Below are 16,817 nucleotides of genomic sequence, written 5' to 3'. Positions count from 1 at the left end.
TTGAGGGAGTCGTCAGTATCTACAACGATGCTCTTGAACGCCAGGTTTTACGGGGATGAAATTCAACAGCCTGTTAGAGCCTCCCAACGGGCAAAGTGTGACAGCCCCGTGGTCCAAGCAATTGGTGCCCCCCGCCTACAAGGTCATATCGCCGCATCGAACATCACTCGTGTCATGAAATTTGTTGGCAAAGAATCCACCTTTGGATACATTTAAGATGCCCAAAGAAAATATAGGATTTTATGAATCCAGTTCAGTTTAACGTCAATACCTTCTAGAAATTAAGTATGAACGAGAAAAATATCAAAACCAACTTTCAGTCCGATGCACCTGCCTACAGAGAATTAATTGACGTCTGGAGAACAAAAGGAAAACCGGTAATCGTATGGGCAGGGGCTGGACTTAGCATGCCAAGTATGCTACCCAGCTGGGGGCAGCTTAAAAACACCTTAGAAAAAGATTTAAGTTCAAGCATAGGCAGCTCAAAAGATAATGTTGCCCAAATCCGCAATGCCTTGCTTACATCAGCTAGACAGCAGGATTCCATGTGGAAGGCTTTTGAATTGTTAGAAGAGGGATTGGGGCCTGCGACAATGCAGGCAGCAATAAATAGAGAGCTAAACGGTGCTTTAAAATGCGCTGTCCCGCCGGCCTATACACAGCTATGGGATCTTAAAATAAAGGGAATGCTCACCTTAAACATTGACAGATTGGCTTACAGAGGATATCAAAAAAGCACAGTCAAAGACGAAAGACTCCTTGAGCGTAGTGGTTTTGAAATTCGATCTCTAATTGGTGCAATCAACCAACCAGAAGGCCGTTTCATCGCAAATCTGCATGGGCAACTAGAAGACCCCACAAACTGGGTTTTCACAGAGAAAAAACTCAACTCTCTGCTGCAGCAAAATCTTTATACCGAATTTGTAAGGGATTGCATAAAATATTGCACCGTTATTCTTATAGGCATTTCCGCAAATGATCGTGCAGTTGTAGATCATTTTATTCGCGCCAGAAAAGATTTAATCAACTTCGGTCCTCATTTCTGGATTACAGACAACGATGATTTCGACACAATCTCAAATGTTGAACTATCGGGAATACAGGTAATCTCTTACAAAAACTCAAACGGAAATCATTCCGAGCTTCTCGAAATAATTAAGGATTTAAAGCAATTCACCCCGCCAATCAGTCAGGCAGAGCCTGTTTTGTGGGGTGCAGAGGAGGGGAAAATTACCGCAAGCACGCAGCACACCCCTTCAGAGATGATGAGCAAAACACCAAATGAGCTTCGAATAATTCTAAATGCTCAGGCTGGCAGCATTCTGGAAAAAAATGATGACGAAAACGAAAATCAAGGCAGTTTTATAGATTTCTGCAAAAAATATTCAAGACCCATTCACGCGGCCTCATACTTCGACACAGAAGAGTCTAGTGATGCAAATGAAGTTTTGGGGTACAAGCTAATAAGCTACCAAAAAGAGGGTGGTTTTGCGAAGGTTTGGCAAGGCCATGCACCTGATGGCACACCAGTCGCAATAAAGGCGTTTAGGTATGAAATACGAGAGCAACCTGATTTACTGGAAGCCTTTAGACGTGGCGTGAGGTCCATGAGACTTCTAGCAAATAGAGATATTAATGGTATCGTGAAATTTGAAGCAGCATCGGAAATACCTCCGGTGGTAGTTATGGAATGGGTTGACGGCGCAACCCTTCACGACGCTGTAACACAGGGCGGACTAAAAACTTGGGCGGAAAAAATAAGGGTACTTCGAGACCTAGTGCAGATAATTTACGCAGCGCACAACGCTCCCGAACGCGTACTACATCGCGATTTACGGCCGCAGAATATTATGCTCAGGAATTACTACATTGAAGCAAGCACTTCAGAAGTAGTTGTTTTGGATTTTGATTTATCATGGCATGTTGGTGCATTTGAAAAATCAGTTTATGTTGCAGGAGGGACTGCATACTTAGCCCCAGAACAGTTGGCCGCACAAACTGGCGCAACAACCAGATCAGCTGCAGTCGATTCATTTGGATTTGGAATGACAGCTTATTTCATGCTATCAAGAACCGACCCAACAATCAATGCACACTTCAAGCCAACCTGGGATTCAGATCTCAAATTACTCGCATCTCAAAACAAATGCAAAGAATGGAAATCTCTTCCTGCAATTATTAGTCGCCTTATATTGGCAAGCACTAGGCACCAGCAAAATTCAAGGCTATCTTTTTCGCAAGTAGTTTCAGAGATAGAGCAGATCCACAAGGCCATAAATAATCCAGAAGAAATTCTGGATCCAAGAATGATTGCAGAAGAAATATTTGCCAAGACAGAAATAATTTCAAACTACGAAATACATGATGGCTGGCCAAAATATGTTAGTCATTCAGGATTAACCATAGAGTCGCAGCCCCTAACAGACAATACAGGAATAAGACTGGTCATCCACTTCATGCAGCGCGGTCACGAAAAGTACCAAGGCCTACATGCCGTTGGAGAATATTTCAAACAAATCCCTGGAAAATTCAGATCCAACCTCATCAGCAAAAGCGACATAAGAATTGGATCCAAAGATTTCATTACCACACTCCATTTTGAAATGAATCAAGAAAAAGATCTTACAAATCAAATACCCAAAGATCTAAACGCCGTCTTAGGAAAAATTATTAGCCTTCTTTCGTGAGTTTATTTGGTCCGCCCTGAAAAACGCCGCTCTCAGCCACAGACGGGTTGGTGCTCATGCGCAGCGGCAATCAGCGCTGCGATGATCGCTTGCATGGATAGCCCGAGTCGGGCGCATTAGAGCCGCAGCGCGGCCAGGATCAGGCGCAGGTTGCGCCCGGCGCCACACATCACCGCATGCAGCGCATCGCTCAGCGCGCCCTTGAACGGATTGCGGGCCAGCCGCCTGTCCATCTTCATGTGCTCGGTGGCCGGCTCGATGGCGCTGCATCTTTTGATCCTGGCCTTGAGCGTCCTGGTGATGCCCCGCCTCTGGCCTGAGTGCAGGATGCGCACACCTGCGATCTCCACGCCCCGATAGCCTTTGTCCACGATGGCCGTGGCAGGCGGCTTGTCCGTGCCGTTCAGTATGCCCACCTGCTCCAGTGTCTCGACCAGCGTGTGGCCGTCGTGGGGGTTGCCCGCATGGAACGCATACCCACCACCAGTCCCTCCTTCACCGTAGTAGCGATGCGGGCCTTCACGCCGAACTCGTAGGGTGCCCTGGCCTTACCCTTGGAGATGCACTCCACCTCCGGCGCGTGCAGGGCGTACAGCTTGTTCTGGTCCTTCGCGCATTGCGTGAGGATGCGGCCGGTGAGCTGCAGCAGATCCTGGACCTTGGCCTTGGCCGCTTCGGGCAGCACGTGCAGTTGGCGCTGCACCTCGCGGTGCCCCCAGGCGACGCGGGTACGCGGCATGCACACAGTTTTGCTTATGCGCTTGAGCTGCTGGGTGTGCGCGTAGCGTCCGATCTGTGCAGCCAGTCGCGGTGCCACCCAGTTGTAGTTCTAGCGGCGCTTGAGCCCATGTTCGTGTGCCGCGTGACCAGGTGCTGGCGGCTCTTGTCCAGTAGCCGGCTGTCGGTGGAATGAGCAATGGCCTTGGGCATGACGATGGTATCTACGATCACCTGCTGCGTGCTGGACTTTTGCACGACCCCACCACGCCGGGCTGCCTCGATGCTGGCCGCCAGCAGCGTTTCCATGCCTTCTTCTCCAATGCGCCTTCTTCAGCGCGTCAGGCTGGACGGGTCGACGGGCACTTCGGTCTGCAGGTAGTTTCGCTGCAGAAGAACTGCCAGTACGGGTTCTCCACCCAGGTGTTGACCACAGCTTCATCGGAGGCTTCGAAGGTGTACTGCAGGTACAGCAGCCCGGCCACCTGGCACGGCGCCAAGGCTGGCCGGCCGCGCCCGGATGTGAACGAGATCGCGAATGTGCGCTCGATCTCGGCCCAATCTATCAGCTCTGCCAGCCTGACCAGCGGGTGCAACATGCTGATCTGTTCGTCCAGCCTTGGACGGAGCAGCTCGGCCGTTTGCGGCTGCGAACCCATCGGACTCCTCAGAGCAATTTGCAAGAAAACAGGTACTGGCAAAACCATACCTTGCAAACCCTGCGCTCATCAACCAGCACAATTGCAAGTCAGATCAACGGTTTGGGAGTTGTTCAGCGCGGACTACCAACGGGATGCCCCGGGAGTCAACGACGACGTGTCGTTTGCTCCCGCGCTTGCCTCGGTCCGTAGGGTTGGGGCTTGTTTCTTCGCCCCGGAGGCTTGGGAGCGATGAGCCATCTATGCTGGCCCGGCTCCAATGAATCTGATCATGCTCGCGCGGACGCGCAAGCATGGCTTGGTGCAGCTCGTCCCACATGCCCGCAGCATTCCAGTCCCGTAGGCACCGCCAGCAGCTCATGCCGCTGCCCACCCCAATGATTGAGAGTGGTGCTCCCAGGGGATGCCCGTGTGCAGCACGAACAGGATGCGGTTGAGGGCGGCTTCGTCACTGATTTTGAGGCTGCAGGCCCCCTGGCAGAGGGAGAGAAGGCCGGAATCAGGGGCTGCAACTGTAGCCACAGCTCTTTGCTAATGGGGCTTCGAGACATGGCCCGTCTAGCGTGCCTGCTTTCCATGCCGCTTTTGGCAAGTCGCGTTAGCCAATCTTCTCCGTCAGCTCGGGGATATAAGTCGCGAAGATTTTGTGACCTTCACGACTCAAAATCAAAAAATCGACTACTTCTTCTGCGGCGGCACATCCGTGCAGCTGCCATGCGCGATCTCCGCCGCCATGCCGATGCTCTCGCCCAGCGTGGGGTGGGGATGGATGGTCTTGCCGATGCCCACCGCGTCCGCGCCCATCTCGATGGCCAGCGCGATCTCGCCGATCATGTCGCCGGCATGCGTGCCCTTGATACCGCCACCCAGGATCTTTTCGTGGCCATGGGCCTCGGGGCTGTCGTCGAACAGCAGTTTGGGGGAACTTCTCAATACACGGCTGTCCACCGGAACCGGATCAGGCGGCACTTCCGATGCGAGCGCAGGCTGATCCAAACACGCTTTCACGCGCTGCCGCCCCACGCTGGGTGTCGGTTGGTGGTCGCCCAAGGGCGACTTGATTGCCCAACGCCAGGCTTTCTGGCGCCTCATTACCCCGTTAAGCCTACGCTGTGGCGTGTTTGTAGAACGGATCTATCCCCTTGTGCAGGAACATCGCCAGCCTCTTGATGTTGTAGCAGGTGGTCATCAGCGTCATCGCTACATCCGCCCGCGCCTGCCCGATGGGTGCGGATGAACTTTGCTCCCTGGTGTCAGATGCCTGCGAGACCTTGGCGCGCTTGCTGGCGACGCGTTGGTTGCACCGCTTCTCGCATTCACTCAGGGGTTGATCCCTACGCGCCCTGCGCTGCATATCATCGCGCCAGCCCAATGTCTCGAGCATTTCCCGCCTGCGTTTTGACGGGTAGGCCTTGTCTGCATAGACCTCTCGACCGTGTTGCCCTCGTCCAGCACGTGCTCGAAGCGCTGGTAGCTCATGAGGTCCAGCAACTGGTATTCAATCTGTTCGTCCTGGAGGTTGTACAGGCGCTTCGAGACCTGCACGCGCACTCGCATTTCGGTGGGACATGCTGACCGTCCGCCCTTGCTGGCATGGCCTCGGAAAAGAAGACCATCAACCAGCGCTGCCAGTTCGGCGAAGTCAATGTGCTGGGCGATGGCCTATAGCGGACCGCCCGCTTCGTCGATCCTGTCTTGCGCGAGGCCTCTGCGAACAGGTCGAAGTCAGGGCACTGCGGGGGTGACCATGCGGGGGTCAAGACGGATGAGATGGGCTCAGAGTGAAGTGCTGGGGTTTTGAGAGGCTCCCACTATGGCTGCGTTGCAAATCCCCGCGATAGCACCAGCTATCGCTGCGGTTGCTCTTTGCCGTAGCGCGAAATCCATCGATTTATTTATACCACCTATTTGCGGGACAGCACACGAGGCGGGAAGTCGCAGACAGTGCTGTCGCACGGCAAGGCGAACCAACGGTGTTAGACGGTTGAAAGCAACTCCGTCTCAGTTATTTATTGCGCTGCATGCCCCCACAACGCAAGAAACTGGAGCGGACCAAGCCAGTGCCCCCCGCACAAGGGCCGTCCCGCTGTGCTGGGGTCGGCCCTCTCCCAGATTGCGAAGCAATATGAGAGAGGGACTGAAGGCCGTAGCTCCAAGCCTGCCCACGCAGGCTTGGACATGCCCGAAGAGTGGCCGCCTTTGGCGGACACACCGAGGCGCGAAGCGACTCAGGGGGTGTTTCACTTCAGGCTCGGCGCCCGCGTCCCCCGGCCTTGGCCTGGTAGAGCATGGCATCGGCGCTGGCGACCAGGCCCCGCCAGCCCTGGTCGCCGCCCCCGCCCAGGGCCACGCCCACGCTGGCACCGAGCGCGAGGACAAGGCTTCCCGTATGGAAGGGCGCGTGCGCCGCCTCGACAACCTTGTCTGCCACGGCATCGGCGTGGGCCTTCTCGCGCACACCCGACAGCACGATGGCGAACTCGTCCCCACCGAGCCGGGCCACGGCGTCCGTGGGACGCACGGCGGCCTGCAGGCGCTGGGCGAACTGGCGCAGCACTTCGTCGCCCACCGGGTGCCCATGGGTGTCGTTGATCGGCTTGAAGCGGTCCAGGTCGATGTACAGCAGCGCCAGGCCGGCCGCGTCGCCCTCCTGCGCCTTGTGCTGCAGGTAGCGCTCGAACCCCGCCCGGTTGAGCACGCCGGTCAGCGCATCGCGCTCGCTGAGCATGAGCAGGCGGTGGGCTTCCTCGCGGTGTTCGGTGATGTCCTGGGCAATGCCCACGAAGCCTTCCACCGCGCCGTCGTCCACGCGCAGCGGAATGTAGGAGATGGCCATGTGGCGGTTGTGCGCCCGGCCCGCGTATTCCTTCTCGAAATTCACGGTCTCGCCCGCCAGCACGCGCTGCACCCAGGGCAGGCTGCGCTGGTATTCTTCGTCGCCCAGCACCTCGGGCAGCGCCAGGCCCACGATCTGCCCGCGCGGGCGCCCGCACCACAGCTCGAAGGCACGGTTGGCAAAGCGGTAGCGCCCGTCGGCCCCCACCACCGCCACCACGGCGGGAATGGTCTCGGCAATCGAATGCAGGGTGCTGGTCTGCAGCAGCAGTTGCTGGCGCGCCGCGACTTCGGCCGAAATGTCGCGCATGACGGCCGAATAGCGCGAGACGCGCCCCTGGGCATCGCGGTGGGCGATGACCATGTGGTCCACCGGCACGACGCGCCCGCCCTCGCCCAGCACGGTGGTTTCTCCCACCCAGACGCCGTCGCGGATCACCTTCCCGATGATTTCCTCGCGGTGCAGCCGGTTGGTCTCTTGCGTGTTGAACTGTTCGTAGTCGTAGTGCTGCACCGGGGCATCGAGCGCGATGCCCAGCCCGCGGCGGGCTGCGGGGTTGAGGTACTGGACTTTGCCGCGCCAGTCGGTCTGCACGATGAAATCGGTGGTGTTGTCGAAGATGTCGGTGATTTCGCGCAGCCTGCGCTCCGTGGCCTTGCGCTCCGTGACATCGATGCCGATCGTGAAAACCCCTTTGGTGCGGCCATCGGCACCGATGTCGGGGATGAGCTGGCTTTCGATGGTGCGGACCTGGCCGATGGTCTCTTCCTTGAATTCGAAGCGCTGGGGCGTGCCGCCCAGGGCCGCTTCGAAGGCCTGCGCCACGGCGGGATCGTCGGGGCGGCTGAGCAATTGGGCGCGCGTGCGCCCGAGGATCTCCTCGCGCGGCCGGCCAAAGCGCTCCTTCTGGCGCTGATTGACAAAGCGGTAGCAGCCTAGTGCGTCCACGTAGGAGATGCGCAGGGGCAGGTTGTCGGTGATCTCGCGCACGAAGCGCTCGCTGTCGGCCAGGCGCCGCTCCAGCGCCTTGCGCTCGGTGATGTCCTGCAGCGCGCCCACCAGGCGCCGTGGCTCGCCATGGGCGTCGTGCTCGGTTTCGCCCACGGCACGCACGCAGCGGCGCCGGCCGTTGGCGGTGACCAGCTCCAGCTCCAGGTCGAAGGCGTGGGGCTGGCTGTTGCCCTTGCCGGCCATGGCCTCCTGCAGCAGCCGCGCGGCCTCGGGCTCGTAGAACGAGAGCACCGAGTCCAGCGTGGGCTGGTAGTCGGGCGCCACGTCGTGGATGCGGCGCATGCCGTCGGACCAGCGCACCCCCAGCGTGTGCAGATCAAGCTCCCATCCGCCCACCCCGGCCACGCGGCCGGTGCGTGCCAGGAAGTCCTCGCTCGCCTGCAGGGCCGCCTCGGCCTGCTTGCGCTCGGTGATGTCGCGCCCCACGGAGTGCAGCAGGCGCTCGCCCCCCGGCCCTGCCTGCACCTGGTTGGTCCAGGCCATCCATTTTTCGGTGCCGTCCGGGGTGAGCATGCGGTTCTCGCCAAAGGTCACCTGCTCGGTGGCCATGATCTGGGCGATGCGCTCGCGCACGGTCTCGCGGTCCGCCGGTGCCACGTAGTGGTACAGGCTGGTCCCCAGCATTTCATCGATGCCCAGGCGGAAAACCCGGGGGTAGGCCGGATTCAGGTAGACCAGGGTGCCGTCGGCGCGGGCCAGCGACACCAGCTCTGCCTGCTCTTCGACCAGGCTGCGGTGTTGGGCCTCGCTCGCAGCCAGGGCTTTCTGGTAACGGCGCTGCCCCGCCAGCAGTTGTACGATCTGCACCCCGCAGAGCAGCACGAACAGCACCAGCGCGGCCACGGTTCCGGTGGCCAGGCGCCGGCTCTGGACACTGCCCTCGGCCACGGCCAGGTTCAGGCGGTCGCGTTCGGCGCGAATGGCATCGAGCACCGCATGGATGTGGCTGCGCGCCTGGTCCATGTAGGTCGCCCCCATGTCGGTGCGCACCAGGCGCAGGGCCTCCTCGGGCGAGCCGGCGTCATGGGCGCGCAGCGTCTCCTGCAGTTCGGCGAGCTTGAGGCGGATGGCTTCCCGCGCCTGCGCGGCCCGGGCCGGCACCTGGGCGTCCTGGAGCGGGATGCTGTCCAGGCCCTTGAGCTGGTCGGGCATGCGCGTGAGGGCCGCATGGTAGGGCGCCAGGTAGCTCGAATGCCCCGTGAGCAGGTACCCGCGCTGCCCGGTCTCTGCATCGCTGAGCGAAACCAGCACGGTCTGCAGCATGCGCAGGCGGTTGGACAGATCGGCCTGCAGCGTGGCGCGCAGGCGGTTCTCGTCGGCCTGCCGCGCAAAAAGCACGGTGCCTGCCACCAGCGCCAGCAGCGAGATGGCGAGCGCGACCGTGGTCAGGTACAACCGCCGGCTGGTTGCGGGCACGCTCGGCTGGAGCGCCAGGTCCATTGCTTCCCACTCCTTGTGTCCTGCCCTGCCCGCGCCGGCCCCGCGCAGGTCCCGGGCCATTCTTATGGCGCCATCGTAGCGGGAAAAACCGGTCGCGCAGCCCGGCACCCGCCCGGGCCCTGCACCAGACGCGCTCTTTCAATGGATGCAGGGGGGCCGTCGTGCAACCAAGGGATCCCTCCGGGCCCTGGTGCGCCGGAGCGCAGCAAGCCTCAGGCGCCGTCGCCCGCGTTGCCAGTGATGGGCAGCACCGTGCCGGTGATGTAGCTGGAACAGCTGGGCGCGGCCAGGAACACATAGGCCGGTGAAATCTCTTCGGGCTGGGCCGGGCGCCCCAGGTGGGTGCTGGCGCCGAACTCGGCAATGTCCTCGGGCCGCTTGTCTGCCGGGTTGAGCGGTGTCCACACCGGGCCCGGTGCCACCGCGTTCACGCGGATGCCCTTGTCGGCCAGGTTGTGCGCCAGGGCCTTGGTGAAGGCATGGATGGCGCCCTTGGTGGCCGAGTAGTCGAGCAGCTCCTTGCTGCCGCGCAGGCCCGTGACGGAGCCGGTGTTGATGATGGCATCCCCGCGATGGAGATGCGGCAACGCGGCCTTGGCCATGTGGAAGTAGCCATAGACATTGGTCCTGAAGGTCTCGTCAAAGCGTTCTTCGCTGAGGTCTTCGAGTGCACTGGCATGCTCCTGGAAGGCCGCATTGTTCACCAGCAGGTTGAGCTTGCCGAAGGCCTTGACCGTGCGGTTCACGGCACTGGCGCAGAACCGGGCGCTCTTGACGTCGCCCGAGATCGCGATGCAGCGCCGGCCCTCGGCCTGTACCAGTTCGCAAGTGCGCCGGGCATCCTCGTGCTCATTGAGGTAGACGATGGCCACGTCGGCCCCCTCGCGGGCGAACAGCACGGCCACGGCGCGGCCGATGCCCGAATCGCCGCCCGTGATCAGGGCCGACAGGCCTTCGAGCTTGCCGCTGCCCTGGTAATGCGGCGCCTCGAAGCGCGGCGGCAGGGCCATGCGCGCCTCGATACCGGGTTTGGCCAGCGGCTGGCTGGGCAAGGGCGTGCCCGGCTCGGCCCGGCCAGGACCAGGGGCCACGACCTTCTTCTTGGCGGCGGGCTTCTTCTTTTGGGAAGCGTCCTTGGCATCCTGCTCGGCCTGGATGCGCTTGTGCTTTCTGGCGGTCTGTTCGGGGGCCGATTTTTTCATGGCCTCTCCCCTACTTCAGCCACTTGCGCTGCGGCTTGGGCTGCACGGTGATGTCGACCGTCTTGTGCACGTCGGGCTGGCCCGTGGCAGGGTCGGTCTCGACCACATCCTCCAGGTCGATGTCCTTGACCTCGGAATTGGTTTCTTCTTCCAGGTCTTCGAGGATGTTGTCGACCTTGCGTTCGGCCTTGTCGACTTCGGCTTTGGGAAGCGGGGTGATGCGCATGGGCTACTCCTGGGGCAATAGACCCATTCTTGCCAGCCCGCAAGCCCCCGCCTGTCAGCCATTGCCGCAGGATGGCGTCATTCAGAAGTCGAATTTGGCCGAGAGTTCGAAGGTGCGCCCCGGCGCCAGCAGCACCTGGCTGGTGGCCCGCCCGGCATAGCTGGCATACAGCTTGTCCGTGAGGTTGCGCACGCGCAGGGTCAACAGGGCCGGCTTGAGGCGGTAGCTGGCGGCGATGTCGGCCGTGGTGTGGCCGTTGATGCGGATCTGGTTGGCATTGTCCGTGTACATGGGGCCGGTGTGGTTGACGCTGAGGAACAGGTCCAGCGGCACATCCCCGAAGCGGTAGTTGGCAAACAGGTTGGCCACGCGCTCGGGCACGTTGGGCGGGGTATTGCCCACACGCGAGACCCCGCCCGCCTCCACCAGCGAGTCGAAGCGAGCGTCCAGCGCCGCCACATTGCCCGACAGGGTGAGCTGCTTCGTGGCGCGCCAGGCGGCGGACAACTCCACCCCGCGCGAGGATTGGCTGCCGTTGTTCACCGTGAGGTTGGCGTTGTTGGCGTCGCGCGAGAGCACGTTGTCGAGGCTGATGTGGTAAGCCGCGGCCGTCCATTCCACCCCGCCCGCACTTTGCTTGAAGCCCACTTCGAACTGCTTGCCCCTGGATTGCGGGAAGGCCGCATTGCCGGCGGACAGCAGGAACAGCGAACCCACGGGGATGGTGGCATTGGTGTACTGCGCATAGACCGACGACTCCGAAGACAGGTCGACCACCGTGCCCAGACGCACCGAGTTGGCCGTGTACTTCGTGCCGAAGGCGCTGAACGTGCCCAGGTTCAGGTCGGTCACGCTGCGGTCCACGTCCACCCGGTCGTGGCGCAGGCCGCCGACCAGGGTCCAGGCCTTGGTGAGCTTGAGCGAATCCTCGGCAAAGAGCGAGGTGCTGCGCACGTCGGAGGTGAAGTTGGTGCGGTTGCCGCCGCCGGCCATGAGCGCCGGGTCATCGTTGTAGGTACCCACGGCCGGATCGAACAGCGGCACGCGCAAGCTGGCGTTGGTGCTGGCCGAGCCGTTGGAAAAGCGCCGCGTGTTGTCGAAATCGGTCTTGCTGAGCTCTGCGCCGATGACGAGCTTGTTGGCCAGGGTGCCGATGCGGCCTTCGTGCGAGGCATCGAGCCGGTTGGACAGGTAGCGCTGGTCGTGCGCGATCTGGGTCTGGTCGCGCGTGATGGAGCCTGGCGCACTGAAGACGGCGCTTTCGGAGTTGCGCCACAGGCGGTCCACCTTGTTGGCCGTGAATTCGTTGCGCAGCGTCCATTCGGGCGTCACCCGGCTGGTGATGCGGGCGCGCAGCCAGTACGCCTCGGACTGGTTCCGGTCGTCCAGGATGTTGTAGTTGTTCTGCGCGATGCGCCGGTCGATCACCCGGCCATCGGGCGTGCTGACCACGCTGGTCGGCTGGGTGGACAGGCTGCCCGGGATCAGCGGTGTGCCCCAGTAGGCATGGCCTTCGTCGCGCGAGTAGTCGAACGAGAGGTCGAACCGCGTGGCGCGCGCCAGGTCGAACGACAGGCCCGTGGTCAGGTGCTCCAGCTTTTCGCTGTTGCGCGCGATGGTGCCCACGCGCGTGTCATTGCGGCTGTAGTCGAGCCGGTAGGCCCCGGCCTCGCCCACTGCACCGCCCAGGCCCACGGCGGCGCGGGTGGAGCCGTAGCTGCCATAGGACAGCAGGGCCTCGCGCCCGGGGTTGTTGCGGTCGGGCCGTTTGGTCTGGAAGTTGACGATGCCGCCGATGGCGCTGTCGCCCTGCAGCACCGAGGCCGGGCCCTTGAGCACCTCGATGCGCTCGTAGTTCCAGGTGTCCTCGACCCGGTTGGTGACGCCCGCGCCCGACATGCGCACGCCATCGTACAGGTAGAGCACATTGGTGAAGCCGCGCAGCGACAGCGTGGTGGGCGACGATGGCGGGCCGCCGCCGGCCATGCCGGCGGTGCTGCGCAGCGCCTCGCTCAGGGTGCGAGCGCCGCGCTCCTGCATCAGGTCCTGCGAGAGGATTTCCACCGAGGCCGGTGTTTCGCGCAGCGTGAGGCCCAGGCGCGAGGCGCTGCTGCTCTTGTTGTCCAGTTGCAGGCTGTCGCGGTCCTGCCCTGTGCGGATGTCGACCGAGGGCAGTTCGGCCTCGGCCGTCTGGGCCAGCCCGCCCTGCAGGGTGGCGGCGGCGGCCAATGCCACGGCGCTGCGCTTGAATGAAGTCATGGTGTTTCTTTCTGGGGTTTTGAAATGGGAAGCCGGGTCAGACCACCCGGTAGCGGCGCAGCCGCCAGCCGGCCAGGCCCAGCAGCGCCAGCGTGGGCAGCAGCAGTTGCAGCACGGCCCGTGTGGCCTGGACCTGCACGGCGCCCTGCCCCTCCTCGCGCCAGTGGAAGGCGGGGATGCGCGGGAAGTCGGCCTCGGCCAGGGCCAGGCCGCCGTCGATGCGGGGGTAGAAGAAGTCCTTCCAGGCCTGGTGGTAGCCGGCGACCTGGGCCAGGAACCAGGCGTTGCGGCTGTGCCCGGTGCCGGCCAGCGCGGTGATGCCCTCGTAGGCCACTGCGGCGGGCGAGATGGCGGACCAGCGCAGCACCAGCGCCTGCTGGCGCGCCTGCTGCGCGTCGAAGCGCTCCAGCTCGGGCCGCAGAGTCTCGTCCACCTGGCGCTGGATGCGGTAATTGGCCATGGCCCGGCCGCTCATGGCCAGGCGACCGTCCCGCGGCACCAGCGTCTCCGGCTGGTCCACATGGGTGTAGTCGGTGGCCAGCAAGGTGGCGTTGTGCGACATGGCCTGGGCCGTGACCACCCGGGTGCGGGCCGCCAGTTCGGCGCGCGAGGGGGCCGGGCTGGCCTGGGTCACCGCGATGTTCAGCAGCACAGGCGCCACCAGCACCAGCACCACCCAGCCGATGACCAGCACCATGGCATTGGTGGCCGATGACCAGCCGAAGGCGTTGACCGCCACCACCGCCGTGAACCAGAACAGCGCATAGGTGCCCACCACCAGCGCCCACCACAGGGTGGCGCCGGGCGCTGCCAGGGCCTGGGGCCGGGCGATGACCAGCACCGCGAGCGGCACCAGCACCGCCGCCCCGAGCAGCACGGCCGCGCGCACGGCGATCTTGGCCGCCACCAGCGTGGGCAGCGCCAGCGGCTGCGAGAGCAGCAGGCGCAGCGTGCCATCCTCGCGCTCGCCCGACAGCAGGTTGTAGCAGAGCGCAAAGATCAAGAGCGGCAGCAGGTAGACCACGACGAAGGCCAGGTCGAAATGCCCGCTCTGCAAATGCCAGGGGTTCTCGATGTCATTGTTGTGCAGGAAGTTGACCTTGCTCTGGTGCGTGACCTTGAACTGCGCGGGGAACAGGTCGGTCTGCCCCAGGGCCACGGGCGCCAGCGGCGCGCTGGGCATCACGGCATGCTGCGCGCCCAGGCCGCCGGCCATGTTGGCGGGGTTGGCCGGGTTGCCGAAGGGCGTAGGCACCTCGGTGCCGGCCATGATGCGGCCCAGTTGCGCCCGCTGGCCGGCGCGTGCCTGGCCGTCGGCAGCCACCAGGGCGGCATGGGCCTGATCGCGCTGGCGCGTTTGCAGCATGCCGTTGAACAGCGCATAGCCCACGAGCAGCAGGAACAGGCAGCCGACCAGCCACAGGCTGCGGTCGCGCAGCAGCAGGCGCAATTCCTGCCGGGCGACGAGGAGAAAACGCAGGGATGGGTTCACAGCCAGCTCCTATATCGCCCGCTGCCGTGCGACGGCAATCCAGGCAAATGCCACGGCCAGCGCCAGGCTGGCGCACAGCACCAGCGCGCTGGCCCCGCCCCGGGCCAGGGCCCAGCCGGCGCTGGGCGCGTGGTAGTCGAAAGCCGGCACGCGCGCCCACAGCGCGGGGCTGGCCTGGTAGGCGAAGTGCTGGTGGCCCAGCGGGTCGGCGTGGTCCACCAGGTCCTGGCTCACGATGTCCTGGATCAGGCGGCGGTGGCGCTCGGCAGCGGTGGTGAAGTCGCGATGGTGCGCGAAGTCCGTGCCTGCCATGGCGCTGGAAAAGCTGCGCACGGCCAGCAGCGGCAGCAGCAGGCCACCGGCTTCCTGCACGGCCTGCTGCTGTTCCCACGTGTCCCACAGCCGGCCGAAGTGGCGGTCGTACACGGTGTAGCTGGCCTGGTCGTCGAGCTTCAGGGCAATGCCCCATTGATTCAGCGGCACATCCTTGCTCCAGCGTTCGGTGGTGCCGAAGGCCTGCATCCAGGTGCGGTCGGAGGTGGCCTTGAGGTCGGCCGCCAGCGCCTGGTTGAAGGCGAGCCGCGTCGGGCTGGGGAACAGGGCGCGCGACAGTTCCGACAGCACGCGCGGTGCCACCACGGCATTGGCGATCCACAGCGCCAGCAGCACGGTGATGGCGACGCGCGAGCTGCGCGAGGCCGCGGACACCCCGAGCGTGAGGAACACGAAGATGCCCAGGTACAGCGCATAACCCAGCGCCAACCCGGCAAAGCGCAGCAGCGCATCCAGGCGTTCGCCGCTGGCCGCGGACGGGGCCACGGCCACCGCGGCGATCAGCGCGGCCGGCACCAGCAGCACCGCCAGCGCCATGGCCAGCGCCAGCGCCTTGCCCCACAACAGGCGCAGCGGCGGCACGCCCAGGCTCAGGGTCTGGCGCAGCATGCCCTGCTCGCGCTCGCCCGCAAAGGCATTGAAGCCGAGCACCACCACCAGCAGCGGCCCCAGCACCTGCAGAATCCAGCCCACCGAGAGGTCGCCAAAGCGCTGCAGCCCGGTGGCGTCCTGTGCGGGGCGGAATTTCACCTCGCTCTGCCGGTGCGCCTGCAGCCACACGGTGCTGCCGATATAGGGGTTGATGCCCGGGTCGACCAGGGCCAGCGCCGCATCGGGCTTGAAGGCATGCATGCCCTGGTGCGCCGCGTCGTGCGGGTGGCGCGCGCCCTGGGCCAGCCAATCCTGGTAGTCTGAGCTCTGCGCCGCGGCCTGCTCGGCGCGGGCTTCGCGCTGGTGGCTCGCGCCCACGGCCAGGGCCGTGAGCAGCAGCAGGGCCACCAGACCGCCGGCCCAGTACAGCCGGCCATCGCGCAGGCGCTCACGCAGGTCCTTGAAGGCAACGAGCCAGATCATGCCGTGCCCCGCATGTGCTGCAGGTACAGGGCTTGCAGGTCGGTGTCGCTGATCTGCGCGGCGTCGAGGTTCTCCACCAGGCGCCCCTGCTTCATGATGCCGATGCGCGTGGCCGTCTGGCTGGCGTGGAACAGGTCGTGCGTGGTCGCAAGGATGGCCACGCCCGCCTCGCTGGCGCGCTGCAGCAGGCCGGTGAAATCGGCGGCCGCATGCGGGTCCAGCCCCGAGGTGGGCTCGTCCAGCAGCAGGGCCTTGGCCTCCTTGGCCAGCGCCACGGCGATCCAGATCTTCTGGCGCATGCCCTTGGAGTACGCAGCCACGCGCTTGTCGGCAGCACTGGCGTCCAGCCCCACCTGGGCCATCAGCTCCAGCAGGCGCGCGCGCGGCGGCGCCTCGCCCAGCGCCAGCGCGGCGAAGTAGCGCAGGTTCTCCAGCCCCGTCAGCGTGCCGTAGAGGTTGACCTGCTCGGGGATGTAGGCCAGGTACTGCTTGGTGGCCACGGGCTCGCGCGTGACATCCACCCCATGCACCAGGGCCTGGCCGCCATCGGGGGCGATGAAGTTCAGGAACAGGTTGACCGTGGTGGTCTTGCCCGCGCCGTTGGCGCCCAGCAGGCAGTAGATCTCGCCCGGGCGGATGCACAGGTCGAGCGGGTGCAGGGCGGTCTGGTCGCCGTAGCATTTGGTGAGGCCGATGGCTTCGAGCACAGGGGTTCCTTCCATCGGGGATGGCGGTCTGGGGGAAATGGGGTGGTTGGCACCGGGGACGGCACCGCTGGCGGAATCCGGGCGACCCCGTCAGTTCGGGAGCGGCCAGGCGCCGCAAGCTACAAATGATAATGCGTTATCAATATCACTTGCAACAGGTGCAAGAAATTTGCT

Annotated in this window: 8 protein-coding genes and 4 pseudogenes; 1 reads left to right on the top strand and 11 read right to left on the bottom strand. The window is 63.2% G+C overall.

The genetic code is table 11. From position 1 onward, the window contains the following. Positions 1-287: 287 nt before the first annotated feature. A complete protein-coding gene (locus AC3WOH_RS14990; RefSeq protein WP_492230092.1) occupies positions 288-2,687 on the top strand; it encodes a protein kinase domain-containing protein in 2,400 nt (799 codons plus the stop codon). Positions 2,688-2,803: 116 nt separating this feature from the next. Here the strand turns inward: AC3WOH_RS14990 and AC3WOH_RS14985 are convergent. From AC3WOH_RS14985 to AC3WOH_RS14935, 11 genes and pseudogenes are all read right to left on the bottom strand, one after another. Then, positions 2,804-4,063: pseudogene (locus tag AC3WOH_RS14985) on the bottom strand (IS5 family transposase). A 121-nt stretch (positions 4,064-4,184) separates the two neighbouring features. After that, positions 4,185-4,614, bottom strand: a pseudogene (locus AC3WOH_RS14980) (transposase); the annotation flags it as partial. A 127-nt stretch (positions 4,615-4,741) separates the two neighbouring features. Further along, positions 4,742-4,981, bottom strand: a pseudogene (locus tag AC3WOH_RS14975) (oxidoreductase dimerization domain-containing protein); the annotation flags it as partial. A 187-nt stretch (positions 4,982-5,168) separates the two neighbouring features. Beyond that, a pseudogene (locus AC3WOH_RS14970) lies at positions 5,169-5,823 on the bottom strand (transposase). Between the two features lie 485 nt (positions 5,824-6,308). Next, positions 6,309-9,350 (bottom strand): PAS domain S-box protein, encoded by a 3,042-nt coding sequence (locus tag AC3WOH_RS14965; RefSeq protein ID WP_492230091.1) that lies wholly within the window; start codon positions 9,348-9,350, stop codon positions 6,309-6,311. 212 nt (positions 9,351-9,562) lie between these two features. After that, on the bottom strand, positions 9,563-10,552 hold the full coding sequence (locus AC3WOH_RS14960; RefSeq protein ID WP_492230090.1) for an SDR family oxidoreductase: 990 nt from the start codon (positions 10,550-10,552) through the stop codon (positions 9,563-9,565). Positions 10,553-10,562: 10 nt separating this feature from the next. Then, the gene (locus AC3WOH_RS14955) at positions 10,563-10,778 is read right to left on the bottom strand and encodes a hypothetical protein (protein ID WP_492230089.1); all 216 of its coding nucleotides are present in this window, start codon (positions 10,776-10,778) and stop codon (positions 10,563-10,565) included. 81 nt (positions 10,779-10,859) lie between these two features. Continuing rightward, on the bottom strand, positions 10,860-13,037 hold the full coding sequence (locus tag AC3WOH_RS14950) for a TonB-dependent receptor (protein WP_492230088.1): 2,178 nt from the start codon (positions 13,035-13,037) through the stop codon (positions 10,860-10,862). Positions 13,038-13,074: 37 nt separating this feature from the next. Beyond that, entirely contained in the window at positions 13,075-14,535 is a 1,461-nt protein-coding gene (locus AC3WOH_RS14945; RefSeq protein ID WP_492230097.1) for an ABC transporter permease subunit, read from the bottom strand. A gap of 3 nt (positions 14,536-14,538) precedes the next feature. Next, positions 14,539-15,936: an ABC transporter permease subunit gene (locus AC3WOH_RS14940; protein ID WP_492230087.1), complete on the bottom strand. Its 1,398-nt coding sequence runs from the start codon at positions 15,934-15,936 to the stop codon at positions 14,539-14,541. After that, positions 15,933-16,643, bottom strand: a complete 711-nt coding sequence (locus AC3WOH_RS14935; RefSeq protein ID WP_492230096.1) for an ABC transporter ATP-binding protein — start codon at positions 16,641-16,643, stop codon at positions 15,933-15,935. Before AC3WOH_RS14935 ends, AC3WOH_RS14940 begins: the two co-directional genes overlap by 4 nt. Positions 16,644-16,817: the final 174 nt, after the last annotated feature.

The sequence above is a fragment of the Acidovorax sp. FW305-C-20-28 genome (assembly GCF_058783375.1).
This window is presented reverse-complemented; position numbering and strand designations above follow the sequence as displayed.

Excerpts from the sequence above, each read along its gene's own strand:
- AC3WOH_RS14990 (WP_492230092.1), top strand. The coding sequence starts at position 288 with ATGAACGAGAAAAATATCAAAACCAACTTTCAGTCCGATGCACCTGCC.
- AC3WOH_RS14965 (WP_492230091.1), bottom strand. The coding sequence starts at position 9,350 with ATGGACCTGGCGCTCCAGCCGAGCGTGCCCGCAACCAGCCGGCGGTTG.
- AC3WOH_RS14960 (WP_492230090.1), bottom strand. The coding sequence starts at position 10,552 with ATGAAAAAATCGGCCCCCGAACAGACCGCCAGAAAGCACAAGCGCATC.
- AC3WOH_RS14955 (WP_492230089.1), bottom strand. The coding sequence starts at position 10,778 with ATGCGCATCACCCCGCTTCCCAAAGCCGAAGTCGACAAGGCCGAACGC.
- AC3WOH_RS14950 (WP_492230088.1), bottom strand. The coding sequence starts at position 13,037 with ATGACTTCATTCAAGCGCAGCGCCGTGGCATTGGCCGCCGCCGCCACC.
- AC3WOH_RS14940 (WP_492230087.1), bottom strand. The coding sequence starts at position 15,936 with ATGATCTGGCTCGTTGCCTTCAAGGACCTGCGTGAGCGCCTGCGCGAT.